13 protein-coding genes are annotated in these 20761 nt (G+C 33.3%); 7 read left to right on the forward strand and 6 right to left on the reverse strand.

What is annotated here, in order from left to right:
• Positions 1-202: 202 nt before the first annotated feature.
• Positions 203-2158, forward strand: coding sequence for a metallophosphoesterase (locus JG554_RS00585; RefSeq protein WP_070038705.1), 1956 nt, complete (start codon positions 203-205; stop codon positions 2156-2158).
• Between the two features lie 371 nt (positions 2159-2529).
• Here the strand turns inward: JG554_RS00585 and JG554_RS00590 are convergent, their stop codons facing one another.
• A complete protein-coding gene (locus JG554_RS00590; RefSeq protein WP_070038707.1) occupies positions 2530-3462 on the reverse strand; it encodes a ketopantoate reductase family protein in 933 nt (310 codons plus the stop codon).
• A 555-nt stretch (positions 3463-4017) separates the two neighbouring features.
• Here JG554_RS00590 and isaB point away from each other — a divergent pair.
• The 4 genes from isaB to JG554_RS00610 all read left to right on the forward strand — a co-directional run bounded on the left by isaB (position 4018) and on the right by JG554_RS00610 (position 10648).
• Complete coding sequence (isaB, locus tag JG554_RS00595; RefSeq protein WP_070038710.1) at positions 4018-4614, forward strand: immunodominant staphylococcal antigen IsaB family protein; 597 nt, start codon at positions 4018-4020, stop codon at positions 4612-4614.
• A 405-nt stretch (positions 4615-5019) separates the two neighbouring features.
• Positions 5020-5448, forward strand: a complete 429-nt coding sequence (locus tag JG554_RS00600) for an Rrf2 family transcriptional regulator (RefSeq protein WP_203265332.1) — start codon at positions 5020-5022, stop codon at positions 5446-5448.
• Between the two features lie 435 nt (positions 5449-5883).
• Positions 5884-6522, forward strand: a complete 639-nt coding sequence (locus JG554_RS00605) for an NAD(P)-dependent oxidoreductase (protein WP_070038722.1) — start codon at positions 5884-5886, stop codon at positions 6520-6522.
• A 610-nt stretch (positions 6523-7132) separates the two neighbouring features.
• Positions 7133-10648 carry a MucBP domain-containing protein gene (locus JG554_RS00610; RefSeq protein ID WP_203265333.1) on the forward strand — a complete coding sequence of 1172 codons (3516 nt, stop codon included), beginning with the start codon at positions 7133-7135 and terminating at the stop codon, positions 10646-10648.
• Positions 10649-11021: 373 nt separating this feature from the next.
• On the opposite strand, the gene JG554_RS00615 is transcribed toward JG554_RS00610, so the two are convergent.
• Genes JG554_RS00615 through JG554_RS00630 form a run of 4 tightly spaced genes read right to left on the reverse strand, consistent with a single transcriptional unit; the run spans position 11022 to position 15517 of the window.
• Positions 11022-11867, reverse strand: a complete 846-nt coding sequence (locus tag JG554_RS00615; protein ID WP_203265334.1) for a ketose-bisphosphate aldolase — start codon at positions 11865-11867, stop codon at positions 11022-11024.
• Positions 11868-11881: 14 nt separating this feature from the next.
• Positions 11882-13243, reverse strand: coding sequence for a gluconate:H+ symporter (locus JG554_RS00620; RefSeq protein ID WP_107360246.1), 1362 nt, complete (start codon positions 13241-13243; stop codon positions 11882-11884).
• 19 nt (positions 13244-13262) lie between these two features.
• Entirely contained in the window at positions 13263-14630 is a 1368-nt protein-coding gene (locus JG554_RS00625) for a four-carbon acid sugar kinase family protein (protein ID WP_070038731.1), read from the reverse strand.
• An 11-nt stretch (positions 14631-14641) separates the two neighbouring features.
• Positions 14642-15517 carry an NAD(P)-binding domain-containing protein gene (locus JG554_RS00630; protein ID WP_070038735.1) on the reverse strand — a complete coding sequence of 292 codons (876 nt, stop codon included), beginning with the start codon at positions 15515-15517 and terminating at the stop codon, positions 14642-14644.
• Positions 15518-15630: 113 nt separating this feature from the next.
• Here JG554_RS00630 and JG554_RS00635 point away from each other — a divergent pair, with 113 nt between their 5' ends.
• The gene (locus JG554_RS00635) at positions 15631-16248 is read left to right on the forward strand and encodes a GntR family transcriptional regulator (protein WP_070038738.1); all 618 of its coding nucleotides are present in this window, start codon (positions 15631-15633) and stop codon (positions 16246-16248) included.
• 79 nt (positions 16249-16327) lie between these two features.
• Positions 16328-18322 (forward strand): hypothetical protein, encoded by a 1995-nt coding sequence (locus JG554_RS00640; RefSeq protein ID WP_203265335.1) that lies wholly within the window; start codon positions 16328-16330, stop codon positions 18320-18322.
• Between the two features lie 162 nt (positions 18323-18484).
• Here JG554_RS00640 and JG554_RS00645 read toward each other — a convergent pair whose 3' ends face one another.
• Positions 18485-20680 carry an amidase domain-containing protein gene (locus JG554_RS00645; protein WP_070038744.1) on the reverse strand — a complete coding sequence of 732 codons (2196 nt, stop codon included), beginning with the start codon at positions 20678-20680 and terminating at the stop codon, positions 18485-18487.
• Between the last annotated feature and the right edge of the window lie 81 nt (positions 20681-20761).

Consider the following 20761-nt stretch of genomic DNA (forward strand, 5'->3'; position numbering starts at 1 on the left):
AAATACAGATGGAATTTTATCTTATTTTATAACTAGTTAGCTTTATGAGGTGGACTATGAAATCTTTTCAATTAGATTTCTGGTTCACTTTTTTAATTTAACATTTACTTCTATTTAATTTGAACTTAATACTATTTTGTTACGTTCGTGGTAATCAATATGAATTGGTAACTTAAAAAATAGATAGGAGTGGCGTTATTTTATGAAAAAAAGCACCTCGAGTATCATATTTACGATGTCTGCGGCAGGAATTTTTGTAGGGACACAAGATGCTAGTGCATCGGAAGTAGAGGATCAACAGAAAAAAACAGAAGCAATCAATGAAACGAATCAAAACGATGATACAATCACACAAACTTCAGATAAAGCGTTAGAAACAGAATCACTTGCTAATAAAGTAGCTAACATTGAGGGTAATGATCAGGAAGATGCAGCAAATGATACAAAGGCACAGTCAAAAGCAAATAATAATCAAAGTTTAAGTGAAGATAATTTAACTTTATCTAAAAATGCCGATGAGGAAGTAGACCAAAATACACAAATTACATATAAGCAACAAGATGAAAGTAATAAACAAATACAACCATCTGATAATCAACAACAAAAAGAATCATATACAGCAGCGAAAGAACAACCAAAGTTACCAAATCAATCAACGTCCAATCAGTATAACCCAGGAAATAATCAACAATGGGATAATGAAGTGGATAAAAATGATGATGCTACTTCAGAGCAACAGTACAAAGAGGAACAATTAGATAAAGGAACAACAGAAGATAATAATCATAAGTCGAACAAATCGTTAACATCAGATGAAACAGCTACAACAAAAAATACAAATCAGCAAAATCATCCACTACAACAAAATAACACTGAGCGTACCACTAATCAGGAATCAAATAATAAAAAAGCAACTACACAGCAAACACAATCCAATGACCAACGTTATGCGATCATGACGATTGGTAAAGATAACACAGAAAAGAATTTAACTTGGTACCATGAATCAGACGAGCAAGGTTATGTGGAAATTGCAAAAGCAAACGAGCAGGGTGATTTTTCTAATGCAAGACGTCTTGAAGGAGAAACACATAAGGGTAGCAACACAAAACGCTTGCTAAATAAAGATATACCAAAAATGAATTATACTCATGCAACGCTACCTCACTTAGAAGAAAATACAACATACATGTATCGCTTTTTTAACGGTGTAAATGGAGAAAAATCCCCGATACGTCGTTTTGATACGAATAATAATGGAGAAACGAATTTTATCGCTGTCGCTGATCCACAACTAGGTGCTTCGGGAGATTTAGAGGCGGATAATGCAGGATGGCAAAATACTGTGAATCAAATGGCACAGTTAAATAAAAAACCAGATTTTTTAATGAGCTTGGGAGATCAAGTCAATTTGCCTTGGGATGAAAAGGCATATAGTGGTTTTATAGAAGCCAAAGGTATGGAAAATTTCACAGTTGTACCTACTTTAGGTAATCATGATCGTGCCAATAAAGCTTATTCTGAACATTTTAATCTTCCTAATTTGCAAAATGGTGGTAAAAACCTGGCGAGTTCTGATTTTTATTTTACACATAATGATACACTTTTTGTCAGTTTAAACTCTGAGAGTTTGGATTATAAAGGGCACGAAGAAACGATGAAACGTGCGATTGCAGATACTAAAGATCAAAATCCCAAGTGGATTGTCGCACTCACTCACAGAAATCCATATTCAGCAGGCAAACATTCTGATAAGTTAGCAACAAAAATCAGACGTGATAAATTTGCGCCGTTGATGAAAAAGTACAATGTTGATTTAGTATTAGGTGGACATGACCATTCTTATAGTCGTTCACATGTTATGAATGGTAAAGATGCTCAAGTAAAATGGGATGAAAATGGAGCGGCACCACAAACATACTCGAACCCAAACGGTACAATTTATGTAACATTAAACTCTGCTAGTGGTAGCAAATTCTATGAATTAGATGGAAAAAAAGATTATGCAGTTAAATCAATACAGGATAACCAACCTGCTTATACGAAAGTGAATATCACGAAGGATTATATTGAAGTATTAACATACCATGTACCACAAGGTAATGAAAAACTTGGTGACCCGATTGATCGTGTCCGCATTAATAAAGATGATAATTAAACATGTTTTCAGTTATGATATGACAAGTGATTATTTTATCAAAATATAGAGCGGTAAGTCATCGGGTTGTGTGACGTCACTATACGCTACCGTGTATATTAAGTGTGTATTGAAATTTTTATGTTGAGCTTTACCGTGTGATATATCGCAAGTATTCATTTTTACTTACACTGCAATTTTAGAGAAATACAATATTTAACAACCACATGAATGGAAAATAGTCAGAGTTGCAGAACCTAATAATATAATAGGCCTGCAACTCTACTTTTATTTAAATACTTACCTGATTCAGTATCAAACACAAAATAAAGACGAAGTGCTGATAAACACTTCGTCGATAGCATAATAATAATTAAATTTGTCTTTTGTAGTTATTGTAATTTTGACTCTAATTGATGTACAAGATGGGTGAGCATAGCATTAATAGGCGTAGGTATGTTGAATGTTTTTCCATAAGTAGCTATTTGCCCATTAAGGTAATCTATTTCTGTTAAACGTCCGTTTGTATAATCTTGATGCATTGATGGATAATGAAGGCCTTGAGCTTCTTTTGGATAAGCTGCTTCAACTTTTTTTAATAGTGCATGACTATCTAAATGAATACCTTTTGCTTTGGCAACTGCGACAATTTCTTCAATGATAGGCATAACCATTTCAGCTGAATCCGGATGATTACCAAATTCATAAATCGTTTTGTTTAATATCGTACATAAAGGATTTAAAACACTATTTAATGTAGCTTTAGACCATATTGCTTCGAATACATTATTACTAATTTGAGCATTCAAATTTGCATCATTAAGAATTTGAAGTATAGCATGCGTATGGTCATCGGTCTCACCATCTGCGCTTTGTAAATATATAGATCCTTCACCCTCTAATAATAGTTGTCCTGGTCCACGTAGACCTGCAGTCCACATCGTTACTGCTAGATAAATTTGAGATAAAGGGACGATTTGTGATAATCGTTCTTCATGACCTAAACCATTCATCATACTCATTATAGCTGTATTTTGATGGATGCAACCAGCTTCTTGTAATTGCTGTAACATTGCTTCCGAGTGCATAGCCTTAGTCAAGATAATGATAAGGTCAAACTCAGTTGAAACATCTTTGGTTAAAACTGCTGGGATGTTGACTGAATAGTTATCCGTTTCTGTTTTAATGTTCATACCATCTGTATTAATACATTTGACGTGTGCTTCCCAATTATCTATAAGTGTAACATTATAGCCAGCTTCTTTTATGGATATACCTATTCGTCCGCCCATCGCACCAGCTCCCGCTATGCCTATCTTATACATCGAATCACGCTCCTTCGTTATTTTCAGTTTGAAAAATATTAAAATACAATTTAACTATATCATTTACATATATCGACAACAATATTGTGCAATTTATAACTATTTGAATGTTTATGTGAGGGTTGTAAAGAGGTAATTGAATCGTTAATAACTTTTAAAATTTAAATATATGAATGATTACGTGAAAATTAAGAGAAGATAAAAACCCCCAAACAGTGGCTATTCATTGTTAAGCATCTTCAATCAAAATCCTATATATACTTGCATTTAAAAAAATATGATGTATGATGAAAGTGAATAATTACACTATGCATTTAACGTATGCCAAATCGTAGGAGTGATAACTTCAAACGACTGTTAAATGATTGTCATGATATAGCGACTTTTCATTATTATTTGGTTCAAACATCGTAAATAGAAGTATGAGCGTGGTTGTCAATCACAATCATTTGATGGGAATTTGAGAAATCGTTACTAATTTAAGGATTGTTCCACTTGAATGAGGTTTAAATAACTAAAGCCAAGCGGTATTCAATACTAAAGGAGTGATTGATTATGCGTAAAGTAGGTAAATTATTATCAACGACGGCCGTTGTATCAACACTTGTAGTAGGATCCTCAGCAACGTATTTTTCGACGATAACGAATGACGTACAAGCAGCGGAACAAGTTCAAAAATGGGGTAGTGGTGAAGGTGGTTCAAGTGGTGGAGAAAGTATGAATAGTCAAAACGTTTCAAAATTACAATCACAAACACCATGGTATAAGTATGAAGGCTATACGACATACGACCCAACATTTACGTTAGATTATAATTTCGTTAGAGCTATGAAATATGACAATGCAACTATCAATGGATATAAAGTAGATCCTAAAGCGTATAAAGATCATGCTTATAGTAAAACAATTTATGATACAACGATAGATTTTAACGATAAAGACGAAGTTATCCAAATGAGCTTTAAAACGAAACCCAAATCTGTAACTAAATCAGAATTTATAAAAGCACATGAATCTAACATGGATAAAGACGATGATGCTTCAGAATTAAAAGATGAGACAATGATTCCGTTTTATACAAATAATGGCGGTTCATATAAGGGATTCTTTGATGAAGATGGTTATTTAACTAAAATAATTATTGGGCAATAATTCAACGTCGTATTTTACAAAATCATTGTTGTCAGTTATAGAACGCATTGATTATTGATAAAAATTCAGAAAATATGAAGTTGGCTATATATCATGCGCGTGTAGTTAACACAAAGCGTATGGAAGCCTGATATTTCAACCCCTCAAGAGCAGGAGACAATCAGATTTAAACCTGATTCTCTTCTGCTTTTACATTTTTTTAGAAAATGTGTGTTAAGCATTGCTAATATAATATTTAAGTTTTTTGGCTATTTCAATAAACGTAGCACTGTTTATCCAGTTTCTTCATAAATATAATTTAATATATAAAGATGCCACCTTTCTAACACTTACCAAGATTGAATAATACGATTACATTGACATTAACAATAGGTGTAACTATAATGGTTACATGAGGTGGTTGTTATGAAAATAAGCAGTCGTTTTACGGTAGCTGTTCATATATTAGCTTTAATTAAGGTTGAAAGAGAATACACTTTAACATCGACTCAAATCGCAGATAGTGTGAATACGAACCCTGTGGTTATTCGAAGATTGATGGGAAGACTTAAAGAAGCTGATTTTATTGATGTATCTCGAGGCAATTCAGGTGCTAAGCTTTTGAAACCTTTGGATGAAATTACATTATTTGACGTCTATAAAGCTGTGGAAGTGGTTGAAAAAGGACATTTATTCCAAATACATGAAGATACGAATATCAATTGTACAGTTGGTGCCAATATTCAAAGTGTGTTGGAAGTTATTTTAGAAAGTGCGCAAGATGCAATGGAAGCGGTATTAAAAGGTGTCACATTAGACAGTATCGTCAATAAAATACTCGTAAATAACGGATAAATCTATCCGTATGACCGACTTGTAACTGTAACTATTACAATTACAACTGTAATTGAAAAGCATTTCATAAATTATTTTAAAGCAACCTAAACGATTATCACAAACCTTATTAAATTGAAAGGAGGGCTGGTTGTTCACTGAAAATAAGTATTTATTCTGTGTGTGTCTATTTTGTTTTATAGGTAAAGATCAACATAAAAAAGTAATCTAAGAAACTGGCGCAGATGTATCTATAGAAGGGCAAACGTTTGAGTTAAGACCAAAACCGTAACCGTTAGCACAATTAGATCTGTTAGTGACTTGTCAAAAATAGCATTTTGTCAGAAATTGTCATTGTAACAATGAAAGCAGTTTACCCTTTTATTATTAGCATTTTATCGCTATTAGTAGTCATTTTAAACATATTTTATTGATTAAAAATTGGAGGAATTTATTATGAGAATTGGAATTATTGGAGCAACTGGAAAAGTTGGAAATTTGGTATTAGAAGAGGCAATAGATAGAGGACATGACGTCACAGCCATCGTTAGAAATGCTTCAAAATTATCTAATAGTAATATAAATGTACTAGAAAAAGAAATATACGACATTACAGCGGAAGACTTAAAAGATTTAGATGTAGTTGTGAATGCTTTTGGTGCACCACTTGGTGAGGAAGAAGCACATGTAACTGCTGGGCGCGCATTAATTGAAGCATTAAAAGGAACAGATACAAGAGCGATTATTGTAGGCGGTGCTGGTAGTTTATATGTTGATAAAGCACAAACGACTAAGTTAATAGATACGCCAGAATTCCCAGAAATATTTGTACCTACTGCAAAAGGTCAAGGTAGAAATTTACAAGATTTAGAAGCTACACAAGGTATAACTTGGACCTTCCTTAGCCCATCCGCAGATTTTAATGCAGAAGGTGTCAGAACAGGAAGTTATCAATCAGGAAAAGATAATTTATTAGTGAATTCAAATGGTAATAGCTATATTAGTTATGCTGACTTTGCCATTGCCATTTTAGACGAAATTGAAAATCCACAGCATAAAAACGATCGCTTCACAGTTGTTGGAGAAGAAGCATAAATATTAGTAGATAATTTAATTTTTATTGTGGCAGAGGTAGAAACTCAGTATCTTAGAAAATTTACAAAATAGAGATGAGCAGTGATTAGATTTATTGAAAATATCTTGCACCTACTCTAGTATAATAATGAAAAAATTCAGATGAATTGATACCTATGTATAAGTAGTGTACATTTTCATTTCAGTAAACTACTGCACTTATTAGAATTTAAAGCGAAAAATAAATATGTATTTTAAAAAGAACGAATCCGTAAGGATATGCTCCCTTCAAAGTAGACACTTAAAAATGTAAACTTTGAAGGGAGATTTTTATATACAATTACCAGTATAAATGGATTGATAACCATCATCAAAGTCATTCCTAATTTTGACGAATTCATGAAATTTTAAATCCGCGATTTTATACATTTAATTACTATTCGAAAGTAGAGCAGTCATTAAAATTAATTCATTTAGGTATATCACGCCATGAAAATCTGTTTTATAAATTTTATTTTAAATAAATAATAAGTTTTATAATTTTTTAAAAATAAAACAAACTCATTGTGGACAATTGAGTTAGGTGATATTAAGATATAAGTAAGTTTTATATAAGGAAGGAGAAAAGAAAATGAAGATTTTCAAACAACACGAACAAAAACAGCGTTTTTCAATCAAAAAATACCATTTTGGTGCGGCTAGTGTTTTAATAGGCGCTATATTATTTGTTGGTACAACAAATGATGCGTCTGCTGCTGAATTGGATGAAAAACCTTCTTTGACTGTAGATAGTGGAACCATAGATTCAAAAGTAGCACCAGAAATATCAAAAAACTCAACAGACGCTTCAAAAGCTGAAAACGTACTCTCGAAAGAAGTGGCGATGACATCAGAGAATCAATCAGATGCATCGAAATATGAGAGTACAGTTGTAAAAGAAACATCAGAAGCTACAGAAAATCAAACAGACGCTTCTAAAACAGAAAATGTATGCTCGAAAGAAGTAGCGGCAACACCAGAAAATCAAACAGATACATCGAAATTTGAGAACACAGCTGTAAAAGAAACATCAGAAGCTACAGAAAACCAAGCAGATGCTGCAAAAGAAGTATCAGCAACACTAGAAAACAAAATAAATACTTCAAAATCAGAGAACGTAACAGCAAGTGAAACACCTAAATCTATAAAAAAACGTGACATTCCAGATGCATATGATTCAAACAGCATGCTTAGAAGAGCGAATGCAAGTTTAACTCAACCCCCTGCGGATGGTTATAGTGTTAACTCTGAACTCCCAACTAATAATAAGGTGACATATAAAATTCATAAAGCGGCTGATCCGAAACAATATACATTCGAAGTAGCTAGAAGAGGTGAAAGTGGAGACAGACAATATGTCTTTTCTGTTAGAAAAGAGGATGTTGATCATGTAGGGGCACCCACAAAATTTTTCGTTACGGTATTTAATAAAGATAAAAATACATTAGTAAAAGAGATTGATATCAAGACCATTACACCTAGTGATATTCAGCTCGATGAAATGACTTTTTTAAATATAGTTGCAAAAAAGAATGGGTTTTCATTCAGGTTAAATAAAATCGATGTAAATGAACCATCAAATTTCCTTCCCATCTATGGAAATTCTGCACAATTGGTAACGGGTGAAGTTGTGAGTTATTCAATTGTGTTACCACATTGGAAAGGTCAGACAACATATTATTATGATGAACAAGGTAGAGAAATTGTACCACCATTCACTCAATATGGATGGACTAAGAGTACTTATACAACAGAACCTCCAGAAATTGCTGGATACGCATTTGATAGTACAAGAGCGCCACTTAATCAAAATGGAAAAATTAACAAACAATCTTCTAAAATCATTGGTAATGTTCGATATAGTAAAGCGACAACGAGTCGTGGCACAATGTATCGTAAAGATAAAATTCTTGACGATAAAAGCACTGTAGAAAGTGAAGTATGGTTTACTTATGCTAAAGCACCGGATACATTTGATCCAGTGAATGGCAGTAGTGCAGATAGAGGAAGAATAGCATCGAATAATCTGCCAGATATAAATTATGATTTTGAAAAAAATACTAATGGTTATGAATTTAGAGAAAAAATTGTAGATGGCGCATCTGAAGGGAAATATCAACAACTCGGTTTGGAGGGGAAAGTGATATTTCAAAAATTCCGTTTCCATAAAAATGGATTACCTTCAAATGTAGCAATATCTGTTTCAGATTATGATGGGGGCGATGCAACGTCTAGCTCAGTTGTGAGACTAAAAAAAGGTGAAGTGACTAATTCCCGATATGATAATGGAAGAACATTTGATATTTCGAATAACTTTGAGTATCCAGATACTGTTGAGTACTATTATATTAGCCAAAAAGGGGATGTAGTTGTTAGTTATGTTGATACGGAAGGCAATGAATTAAAAGGCCTTGTTGAAGATGTGAAAGGTGGGTTTGCAGGCATAGATTATGATACTGTAGTAGACCATCGTCCAGTGACAATTGAAAAAGATGGAAAAACTTATAAACTCGTTTCAGCAGGTAATTATACGATAGGTAAAGTTGATGACCAGGGTCATTTAACTACATCGGATGCACCGATAGGTAAAATAGCGGTAGGGAAGAAGACGGTTACTTATGTTTACGAAGAACTGAAACAAGGTAATGTCGTGGTGAATTATGTTGATGAAGCAGGAAATCCGATTAAAAAATCTGTAGAGGATACACCGGAATCAAACGTAGATACGGCGTATGATACGACGGATCACAAACCGAAAATCATTGGAAAAGATGGAAAATTATATTTATTCTCAAAAGTAAAAGAAGGAGATCATGAAAAAGGAAAAGTTGTAGAAGGAACAACGTCAGTGACATACATCTATAAAGTATTAGGCAGATATATTCCGTTTATTCCAGAAAATCCAGGAGATGCGTATGACCCAAGTAAACCAGGTACAAATAGGCCACCAGTATTGTATGATGAGACGCCAGAAGAACCGTCAGATAATCCACCATTACCATACATTCCAGGTTATACACCGAAGGATCCGAGTGGTAATCCATTGGTTCCAGTAGATCCAGACCATCCAGAAAAAGGATACATCCCACCATCGATAACAGATCCAAAGGATTCATCGAAGGATACACCGGTGCCGTATGAGAAAGATCCGACACCAGAAGTGAAACAAGGTAATGTCGTGGTAAATTATGTCGATGAAACAGGAAATCCGATTAAAAAATCTATAGAGGATACACCAGATTCAAACATAGATACACTATATGATACGACGGATCACAAACCGAAAATCATTGGAAAAGATGGAAAATTATATTTATTCTCAAAAGTAAAAGAAGGAGATCATGAAAAAGGAAAAGTTGTAGAAGGAACAACGTCAGTGACATACATCTATAAAGTATTAGGCAGATATATTCCGTTTATTCCAGAAAATCCAGGAGATGCGTATGACCCAAGTAAACCAGGTACAAATAGGCCACCAGTATTGTATGATGAGACGCCAGAAGAACCGTCAGATAATCCACCATTACCATACATTCCAGGTTATACACCGAAGGATCCGAGTGGTAATCCATTGGTTCCAGTAGATCCAGACCATCCAGAAAAAGGATACATCCCACCATCGATAACAGATCCAAAGGATTCATCAAAGGATACGCCAGTGCCGTACGAGAAAGACTCAACACCACCAAGTACACCGGGTACACCAAGCACACCGGATACACCAAGCACACCAAATGAACCAAATGCACCAAGTACACCGAATACGCCAAGTACGCCAAGTACGCCGAACACACCAAGCACGCCGAATACGCCAAGCACGCCGGATACACCAAGCACACCAAATGAACCAAATGCACCAAGTACACCGAATACGCCAAGTATGCCGAATACACCGGATACACCAAATACACCAAGTATGCCAGATACACCGAATACGCCAGACACACCAGATACACTAAATACATCAAATGTTTCAGCAACATCTAATACAATTAAAAAGAAACAATTGCCAAAAACAGGAGAAACGAATAATACTGGATTTTTTGCGAGTGTACTAGCGTTAATTGGCGGTATACTACTTACTGTGTTTAGAAGAAAGAAAAACTAAAGTCTTTGGATTAAAGTGTTACAAATACTTTGTTAAATCGCACTAATATAATCTTTGAGGATTAAGCAATTATGGGTTGCTTAATCCTTTTTTTGCTTTGTATAGTTAAATTAGGTATATCAATTTTTATCAATTTCTAATGTCATATTATAGTGATAGTATTTGGAGGAAAATATAGCAAGATATATTTTTATTAAAATAAGTTTTTTTGAAAAATGAGAATGAGAAATCTCAAATACAAACCTTTTACTTAAAAATCTTTTGGACAATTAAATTAATAGTACGTAGTGCTATTATAAAGAAATAAGGGATAAGTTAAATATCTTAACTTACCCCCTTGTTGATTTAAGAACTATATTATTCGGTTTTTGACTTAAATTTTATTTTCACTGTTACATTTTTTAATTAAATTACTTACAGTGTCTTCGATGGCTTGTTTACAAGGTTGAATTATATTTTGCCGTTCATACAATGAAGGATTATTATTTAAAACAGTTCTTAATGCTTCTGTCCATGCTTTTTTAACTTCAGTGTTAAAATTTATTTTTGCGTGACCTAGTCGGATAGCATGTTTTAAATCAGTATCTGAAATACCTGTTGCACCGTGTAGTGCCAGTGCTTGGTGAAGTGTATTATTGATTTGTTCCATTAATTTAAAGTTTAAATTGGGTTGTCCTTTGTATTCACCGTGTGCGGAGCCTAAAGCAGGTGCAAGTATATCTATATTAGCTTTTTTGGAAAGTGTAATACAATCGTCTATACTTGCATATTTAATAGTATCTTCGATTCCGTCTTCTTTACCACCAACTCCACCAACTTCTCCTTCAACTGCAACGCCCTTTTTATGGGCATATGTGGCAACTTCAAATGTTTTTTTAACATTATCAACGATATCTAACTTAGAGCCATCAAACATCACTGAATCATACCCAGCATCAACTGCTTTTTTACAATTTTCAATAGATGTACTATGATCTAGATGAATTTTTATGGGAATGTTTACTTGCATTGAGTGAATTTTGTTTCTAATCGTCTGGCAAATGAATTTATAACCGCCTAATAAATCAACGATATTATCTGATGTAGCAATGATGATAGGTGATTCCATATTACTAGCTGCTTTAATTATAGGATCAATCCAATCAATTTCATTAAGATTAACCTGAGGTATAGCGAATTCTTTGTTTTTAGCATTGTTCAGTAATTCATCATATTTCACAATGACACCTCCTTTTAAATTACTATATTTACAATTAAAATCAATCCCAGTCCAATCACAGATAGTACAGATTCTAATAAAGTCCATGTTAAAAAAGTCTCTTTAATTGTTAATCCAAAGTATTCTTTGAACATCCAAAAGCCTGCATCGTTTACGTGAGAACAAAAGATACTACCTGCACCAATTGCTAAAACAACAAGTGAAATGTTTATATCAACAGATTGTAACAATGGTAGGACAATACCAACTGAAGAGATTGCTGCAACAGTTGTTGAACCTAATGCTACACGTAAAATAGCAGCTGCTAACCAAGCTAAGAAAATAGGGGACGTTTCAGTTCCGTGTAGCATATGAGAAATAGTATCTCCAACGCCACCATCTATTAAGATTTGTTTGAATGTACCTCCGCCACCAATAATGAGTAGTAGCATTGCAATAGGGGTAATGGCTTTTGTAACGGTGTCCATAATATCATTCATTTTTTGTTTTCTTCTGATTCCCATGGTATAAATAGCAAATACTACGGCGATTAACATCGCAGTAGTAGATGAACCAATAAAGTATATGAAACCTTCAAATCCAGAAGCTTTACCATCTTCGTGACCAGTTACCAACTGAACAATTGTAGAAAGTAGCATCAAAATAACTGGACTTAAAGCAGTTAGTAAACTAATGCCAAAGCTTGGTTGTTGTTCTAGTGGTAATGATTTTGTTCCTTCGATATCGTCTCGTTTACCTGTTTTAGAAAATGCGGTAGGTGCTAATTTATACGCAATTTTTGGAAACAAACCACCGACAATAATTGCTAATGGAATACCAATAATAATACCGTACATCAAAACATGACCAATATTTGCATGTACAGCTTGCGTAATGGCAACAGGACCTGGATGCGGTGGTAAGAAACCGTGTGTGATAGCAATAGAAGTCGCCATTGGTAGACCTACTTTTAAATTTGAAACATTTAATTTTTTGGCTAACGTAAATACAAGAGGTACGAGTAATACAAATGCTACTTCTAAAAACAAAGAAATACCGATGATAAATGAAGCAATCAACATTGCCCATGTCACGTATTTTTCACCAAATTTTTCAATTAGTTTTTCAGCAATTTTTGTAGCACCTCCACCATCTGAAAGTAACTTTCCTAATATGGAACCTAGTCCAAAGATAATTGCGATATGACCTAACGTATCTCCCATACCTTTTTCAATAGTTTCTACAATTTTATGTAATGGCATGCCTAACATAATGCCAGTTAACATTGAAGTAATAATGAGTGCAATAAATGTATTTAATTTAAATAACATAATTAAAATAAGTAAAATAATAACCCCGATGACAACAGCAATTAATGGCCAAATTTCTCCCATGATTTTAACCCCCTTCAAAAAACTAGCTATTTAATTTATAGACTTTGGTTAATGTATCAACTTCTCCCACATTACCTGGAAAAATAACGTAAGGTATTTGGTCATATTTTGCTTCTTTATTCGTTAACCATACTGGTACACCTTTAGTTATTTGTCCGATGACCTTTGCTTTTTTAATGTTTAGGCCTTTGGTTGCTACATCACTAGACGTAATTCCACCCTTAGCAATAATAAAGCTTGGTCGTATAGATAATTGTTTAATGATACTAACTAAACTGTTTGATATATTTGTTGATATACTTAAATTATTTGTTAAATCCTCCGTTTTTATCACATCACGTGAAGTATATATAACGATATCTTTGCCTTTAGCAATAATATTTTCAACTTCTGTTGTTAATTTATCGATATAATCTTGTAAATTAGATTGAGTCACTGTTTTTACGTCAAATTCAATTGCATTTATTTTGGTATTTTCCAATAAATGATTGAGTTGAGATGACGATTTTTTAACATGAGATCCAACAATAATGACACCACCGTTATTACTTTTCTTGTAATTTTGTAAATTGATGATTTCACCAGGTGTTTCGCATATGGATTTCACAAATGATGCTGCGGTTCTGAAAATGAATTTTTTATTGTGATATTTAAGATATTCAACCAGGCATGCTGTAAAATAATCCATATCTTCATCGTTCAATGCATCAACTACAACAGCATCAAAGTTACTTAAAGTATCAAAAGTAACAAATATTTGTTCTTTTTCTCTATTTCTAATTTGATTTAAAGTAATATGAAAAACGTTCTCAGATTTAATTTCACCTCGGCTCTTTTCTTCTATAAAATCTGCCATTGATGTTGACTCAAAACCAAAAGTAGTATCATTTGAAAACTCACTTTCTGATACAGGGATATATTGGTCCTCACCTTTTAAGTAATGAATTCCTTTATATGTGTAGCGATCGCCTTCAAAAAATTCAGGTAAATAGAAGACAGCATTAAAAGGTTTTGATGTTGTTTCATTTAAAATTTTTGGTTCTAAGTAAAAGTGACCACGTAATGTGGAGTCTCCTCGACTAATAATCAAATAAGGTTTTTTTAATTTCAGTGATACATTTTCAATGTTTTGACTTAATTCTTGATGTAATTGTGTAGTTTCTTGTGTGTTCAATGCACGTGAATTCGTTAAAATATAAAACATATTGTTAGATTGTTCAAAGGCATCGGTTAAGAGAGATTCAGTCCAATCCGTATACACGGGTAGGTCTTTTACAGTTTGTGTTCCAGTTGGATCATCGTCTAAAACTACGATTTTATAATCTAGACTTTCTAAATTTTTATTAAATGTGTCGTTTATGCGTTTGTTTATTATTTCTGCATTTAACATATATTCATCACCTACATATTATTAATTTTTTCAAAGTATTTTATAATACCAGCTTGGTCGTTTAATCCATTGCCTTGGTTCACTTCAGATTTAAAAATTTCTTTGACTTGGTTTACGATAGGTAGTGTTAATCCAATTGTATCTATCGTAGATGTAACATTTTTTAAATCTTTCAAATTAATATTGAGTGTTCCGCCAGCTTTATAATCTTTTTCAATCATTTTAGGGAATTTTGCTTCCATAGCAGCTGATCCTGCTAATCCGTGTCTTATTGCCTCGAACATTTCATTCAAATCAATATCAAATTTTTTTGCTAATAGTACGCCTTCTGACAGGGCTGCAATATTTGTATTAACGATTATTTGATTTGCTAATTTAACAACGCTACCAGATCCAACATCGCCAACTCTTATTACTGATGAAGATACTGGTTTTAGTATTTTTTTAATCTCTGGAAAGATAGTAGCATCACAACCAATCATTACTGATAGTTCACCAGTAATTGCTAATGGTTCTCCACCACTCACTGGTGCATCGATGTACTTAATAGATTTTTCTTCTAGTACTTTACTAATTTCAAGTGATTCATTTGGTGTAAGGGAACTCGTATCAATTATATATTTAATATTAATTTCATCTTTATCGAGAATTGAGTCTTCTCCACTATATAAAACAGATTTTACAATCGCGCCATTTGGTAATGATAAAAATAAATAGTCTGCATTTTTCGCTAGTTCATCTATAGAAACTACTTTAGCCCCTTCATTTACTAGTTCAGTTTCTGCTTCTTTATTCACATCATTAACTAGTACTGTATTATTCTCTTTAAGTAAGTTTTTGACCATAGGTTTTCCCATAATACCTAATCCAATAAATCCTATTTTCATATTAATTCCTCCAATGTAAGCGGTTACTAGTAATTGTATACCAATAATTTGAAAATGTATACATTTTAAACTTTGAAAATTTATAGTAGTATGTAATCAAGGAGTTGAGTTAATTGATACACAATGGTTTGACGGTATATCAAAAAATTAGAAATGACATTATTTTAGGGGAATTAAAGCAAAATGAAAAATTAACAGAAGCTAAATTAGCGAAAAAATATAATGTAAGTAGAACTCCAATTAGAGAAGCAATTAAGCAATTAGAAATTGAATATTTTATTAAAGATGGTTATATATTTGTTCCAACAAGTGAAGAATATAGAGATATATTTGAAATGAGAATTTTGTTAGAAACACATGCACTAAGTAAAGCATGTGTTGTTTTTACACAAGAAGATTTAACAGAATTGAAAGGATATACTGACATCGATATTGATCAAGAAAATGAAGAAACGATAATAGAAACGAATGACTTATTTCATCAAAAAATTATGAAAGCAACAAACAATCAGTTCATTATAGATACTTATCAAAAATTGAAAAGTTACATTTATTTATTTAGTAAAACAGTCATTGATAAGAGAAGACCTGGTCTGATTGAAGAGCATAAAGCGATTGTAGAAGCTATGGTTAATCATAATGATAAACAAGCGATTCAATTACTAGAAGAACATTTGAAGAAAGATTTAGAATTCAGTTTGTATTATTTAATTAATAATACAAATAAATAATATGTTGAAATCTTTGCTATTTGAATAAAGTGATATAACCGATATAATGGGTGTGAATAACTAGGAAAAGGTGAATTTAATGAAACAGATAAAAACTCATCATTTAAATCATAAAAAAAGTTTGAATCATCAATTTAAATTGTCTGGTATCGCACTGATTATGACTACGACTTTAATAGGATATGGTATAAATCCAACATCATCTGTAATGGCGAAAGAAAGTGCTGATGTGAAAGCTGATACACATTTGACTAGCGAACAAGCGTTAGAAAAGCAAATTCAACAAGCTAAAGAAAAAATAAAGAAATTGAAAAATATAAAGCGTAGTGAAAAGCGTGATGCGATTCAAAAAATGGAGAAGGTTAAAAGCATTGAAGAGGCCAAAGTAATGTTGGAAAAAGCTGAGAATGATGACAATCGCCTCAGTGAACAACAAAGTGTATCTGCTAACACCCAAATAGAAGATAGCAATATTACTGAAGATAATCATGAATCGTATGAAGACAAAAAAGATATTTCAGATAATCAAAAACATGTAACTGATCATCAAGAAAAAACTGTTCCTAGTGAGAAAACAGACTCAAGTAACTTACCTGAGCAAGAAAATAATCAAACGCAAAACGCTCATGATCGCATAACTAGTGAAAATTCACAACAGAACTTAGATCAATTGCTTGATAAAATTGATGTATTATCAAATGAAGTTGATGGGGGTAAACTAAAAAACGATAATGAAGCGTTAAGAGATACTGGAGACAAACAAGAACAACAAAATAAGGTTGCGAAAAGCACTAACAGTAAAGGTGAAAAAAATCAGGCAGAAAAAAACACACCTGAAAAAACGTCTCGTTCAGATCATGATGTTCCCGAACCATTAGAAAAATTTGAAAAAGATATTGATAAAGTAACGACAAAACAAGCTAAAAACAATGACAACTTAGATGACTATGTAGCAACTAAAGAAGCAAAGTTACAAACATTAACATCAATGCTTTCAGAGCGTGATTCAATATCTAAAGAGAATAAAAGTAAAATGGCAAAAGAAATTAAGCAAGTTGAACAAAATTTAAATGAACAACATGAAATTGTGCTGGATCAATTGAAATCTGTAGACAATAAAGACCGAGCAGTTAAAGATATCATTAATCGTACTTTTGATGACAGACATGCTCAATCTATCTTAGAACGTATAGACACAGATGGTAAAACAGATCAACAAATTGCCAATCAGGTAATCAGTCAATTAGACGGTTTGTCTACAACTTCAAGTGACGATATTTTACAAGCGATGTTTGATAAGACAGGCGATAAGCAAGCGTTGGTTAAAACGATATTGTCAACGCATTTGAACGATGTGGATGCATCTCGTATTGCTGAAAAAATTATGCGAGAAAATCCTGATAACGAACAAATTGTAGCGTTACTAAAACAAAATTTTGGGGACAATGTAACAAGTGATGATATTTTAGAAACGCTATTGGATCAATCTGAAGATAAACGCCAAGCCTTGGAAACGATGTTGGCTAGCAAATTAAATGATGCGAAAGCACAAGCACTTGCTGATGTTATTGCTAAAAAAGAAGATGCTAAGCATAATATTGTTGATTTAATGAAATCAGGTCTTGATCAACAGTTGAATGACTTATTAAAAGTTGATAAAGATATAAGTAACTTTAGAGATGATATTCATGGTATCTTTGAACCTTTGAAAAATACACCAAGCATTGCTGATACATTGGATAAAAGATCATTAAATAAAGGTGACAAAATATCGACATTATTGGATGCAGAGACACAACGACTTCAAAAACCAAGTCTGTTGAGTGGCTTATTCAGTGGTGATGGTTTATTAGATGGTGTGCGAGATATACCGAACCCATCACCTGGATGTGCTTTATCTATAGGTGAATCAGACGGCTTCTTGAGTGGTTTGTTCGATGATGAAGGTAATTTCTCGTTACCTGATGCTGGTACTGTAATGAAAAAATCAACGATTCCAGTAGGTATCGTGTTGTTAATCGTTGGTGGCGGACTGATATGGTTTGCTAAACGTAAACAGTCGAAAAAATTATAGTTTATCAATTTAAACAGGTGCTAAGGCTACTTGTTATCATATAAAAAATGCACCATTCAAAGTTAGTCACATAAGTGAGACTTTTGAAATGGTGCACTTTTATTTTGCAGAAAATGAGAATTTTAAAATATTGATTGAATTCTATCATGTGTCTATATAAAGTTAGTTTTGTTTACCTGTAATATAACTTAAATCAGTAGCGACATCTGCATCAATGGTTCTGTGAGAAACGATGCCAAGTCCCTTAACATTTGATTCTGAAATAACGATAGAACCGTCATCGTTCACTTTTTCTACAAAAGCTACATGACCGTATATTGAATCTGCACCATGCTGACCTGCCTCAAATACAACGGCAGTATGTGTCTTAGGTGTTGAAGAAACCGTATAACCTTTTCTTTCTGCGCGATTGTTCCAATTTCTGGCGTCACCTAGATCTCCACCGACATATTGATCGAATTGCGACATACGGTGATAGACATACCACGTACACTGGCCATGTGGGTAAGGCGAGTGATTTGTGGTTTCTGAAAATGGCTTGAAATCGCTATTATCGTCATCGTTCTTCAATTTATAATCGTCTAAATCTGGCATTTGTTTACGGTCAAATTGTGTTAAGTCGTAGTGCTCAATAATGCTGTTAAGTTTGTCAGCGTATTGAGAATCAGTTGCATATGTGGTAGCCAGATGTGCAGTTGCTGACCGATAGTTATGTGCTTCGCGCTTCCACGTTGGTTTATAAATATTTGGATTGCCATCAATACCTTGTTTGATTAATTTAGCATAATCCTCTAATGATTCTTTTTCACTCGGATAACTACGGAAATCGGCTGAGATTTGGAACATGTTGTTTCCATTGTCTTCAAGAGTATTGAAAGTAGTGGATTTTCCTTGGTAAGTTCCCTTGATACCGAATAAGTTATAATGAGGTGCTTGTGCAAGTGCACTCATGCCAGAATCTGATTCTAATATGGCTTGTGCAATCATCACGGATGCGTAAATGTCTTCATCTTGGCCTATGTCATGTGCATCTTGTGCGATTGTTTTAATGAAGTCACGTGTATTTTTATTTTCAGTTATTGTCAGTTGATTTGTAGTGTTATTATCGTCCGACAAGTTTGGTAATTGTTGAAAAATAGCAGTAGTGCGTATGTTAGACTGCTTGGTATCATTTTCAAAGGATTGGGCCGGTTTTTCTTTTTTGGCTAATTGTGATTGAGAAGGTAACTGCGGATTAGCATGGTTACTTGATGGTTGTTCATCTGAGTCACTTTTCTTATTTTCAGAATCCTTATTTGATGAATGTGCTTTTTGAGATTCATATTGCTTTTGGTTATTTTTAGCGTCTTCACTATACTCGTCTAAAATTGATTCTAATACTCTATCTTCCGACGATGAACCGGATTGATTGTCTGTTGTGCTGTCATTGTCACGAGTGTCTGCGTCATCATCCTGCTCACCTGTATCATTATTACTTGTCGTTGTTTCATCATCTTGTTTATTCTGACTATGCCCACCCTGCGTTGTGTTTTCACGAGATTGATTTTGGTGTGAATCTGAATTGGATTCGGTATCATCTTGTTGCGCATCATGCTCATCTGTATATTGATTTGACTCATTTTGACTGTTTTTTGATTCACGCGCTGTGTCATTAGCATCGTTGTCATAATCTGTACGACTTTGTTCTTGTACAAATTCCTCACTATCTTCATTTGAATCATCATTTATCTCATTATCATCAATGAAAGCTGTCGCATTTGAATCTTCTGAATCAGTGTGGTCTGTTAATGAATTATTTTGTTTGTTATTGTCTTCGTTTGAATCATCGTTTTGTTTTAATGTGGAAGGGGTTTGTGTTGCTTCATTATTAGAAAGTAATTGATCCAGTAATTTAGATAAACTGTTATTGTCTTGGTTTTGTTTCAAAGGTGTTGGTTTAAACATATCAAATATGTTTGAACGATCATCGTCTGTTGATGTATCCCATGTATTTTTAGTTACATTTGTCGACGTTTTGTCAGAAGTCTTAGAATTATCGTTTTCTTGGCTGTTGTTCTGCTCACTTGTTTTAGCATGGCCATCATTTTTGCGATTTTGTTGATCTTCCCTTTCACTACTATACTTATTATCGCTAGATTTCTCTTTTGCATCATTAGATTTCTCGTTATTAGTTTTATGATTTTGGGATGATGATAGCGATGAATCAGATTTTTCTTTGTCTTTGTCTTTCTGTGTCTCAGTTGACTGAGTAGTCATTGTATCTTCTTTTGAGGTTTCGGCTTTGGCATCATTGATAGGAAATGATGGCATAAGTAAAGAAGTTGAAAGTAAGCAAACTAATAATTTTTGTTGCCTCATGAAAATACCTCTTTCCTAAAATATATTATTTACTATATACAAAGTATTGTTTATCTTGGTAAACTGTTAATAGTCTTGCTT

Source organism: Staphylococcus sp. 11-B-312, from assembly GCF_016743055.1.
Taxonomy (GTDB): domain Bacteria; phylum Bacillota; class Bacilli; order Staphylococcales; family Staphylococcaceae; genus Staphylococcus; species Staphylococcus ureilyticus.

Excerpts from the sequence above, each read along its gene's own strand:
- JG554_RS00585 (WP_070038705.1), top strand. The coding sequence starts at position 203 with ATGAAAAAAAGCACCTCGAGTATCATATTTACGATGTCTGCGGCAGGA.
- JG554_RS00590 (WP_070038707.1), bottom strand. The coding sequence starts at position 3,462 with ATGTATAAGATAGGCATAGCGGGAGCTGGTGCGATGGGCGGACGAATA.
- isaB (WP_070038710.1), top strand. The coding sequence starts at position 4,018 with ATGCGTAAAGTAGGTAAATTATTATCAACGACGGCCGTTGTATCAACA.
- JG554_RS00600 (WP_203265332.1), top strand. The coding sequence starts at position 5,020 with ATGAAAATAAGCAGTCGTTTTACGGTAGCTGTTCATATATTAGCTTTA.
- JG554_RS00605 (WP_070038722.1), top strand. The coding sequence starts at position 5,884 with ATGAGAATTGGAATTATTGGAGCAACTGGAAAAGTTGGAAATTTGGTA.
- JG554_RS00610 (WP_203265333.1), top strand. The coding sequence starts at position 7,133 with ATGAAGATTTTCAAACAACACGAACAAAAACAGCGTTTTTCAATCAAA.
- JG554_RS00625 (WP_070038731.1), bottom strand. The coding sequence starts at position 14,630 with ATGTTAAATGCAGAAATAATAAACAAACGCATAAACGACACATTTAAT.
- JG554_RS00630 (WP_070038735.1), bottom strand. The coding sequence starts at position 15,517 with ATGAAAATAGGATTTATTGGATTAGGTATTATGGGAAAACCTATGGTC.
- JG554_RS00640 (WP_203265335.1), top strand. The coding sequence starts at position 16,328 with ATGAAACAGATAAAAACTCATCATTTAAATCATAAAAAAAGTTTGAAT.
- JG554_RS00645 (WP_070038744.1), bottom strand. The coding sequence starts at position 20,680 with ATGAGGCAACAAAAATTATTAGTTTGCTTACTTTCAACTTCTTTACTT.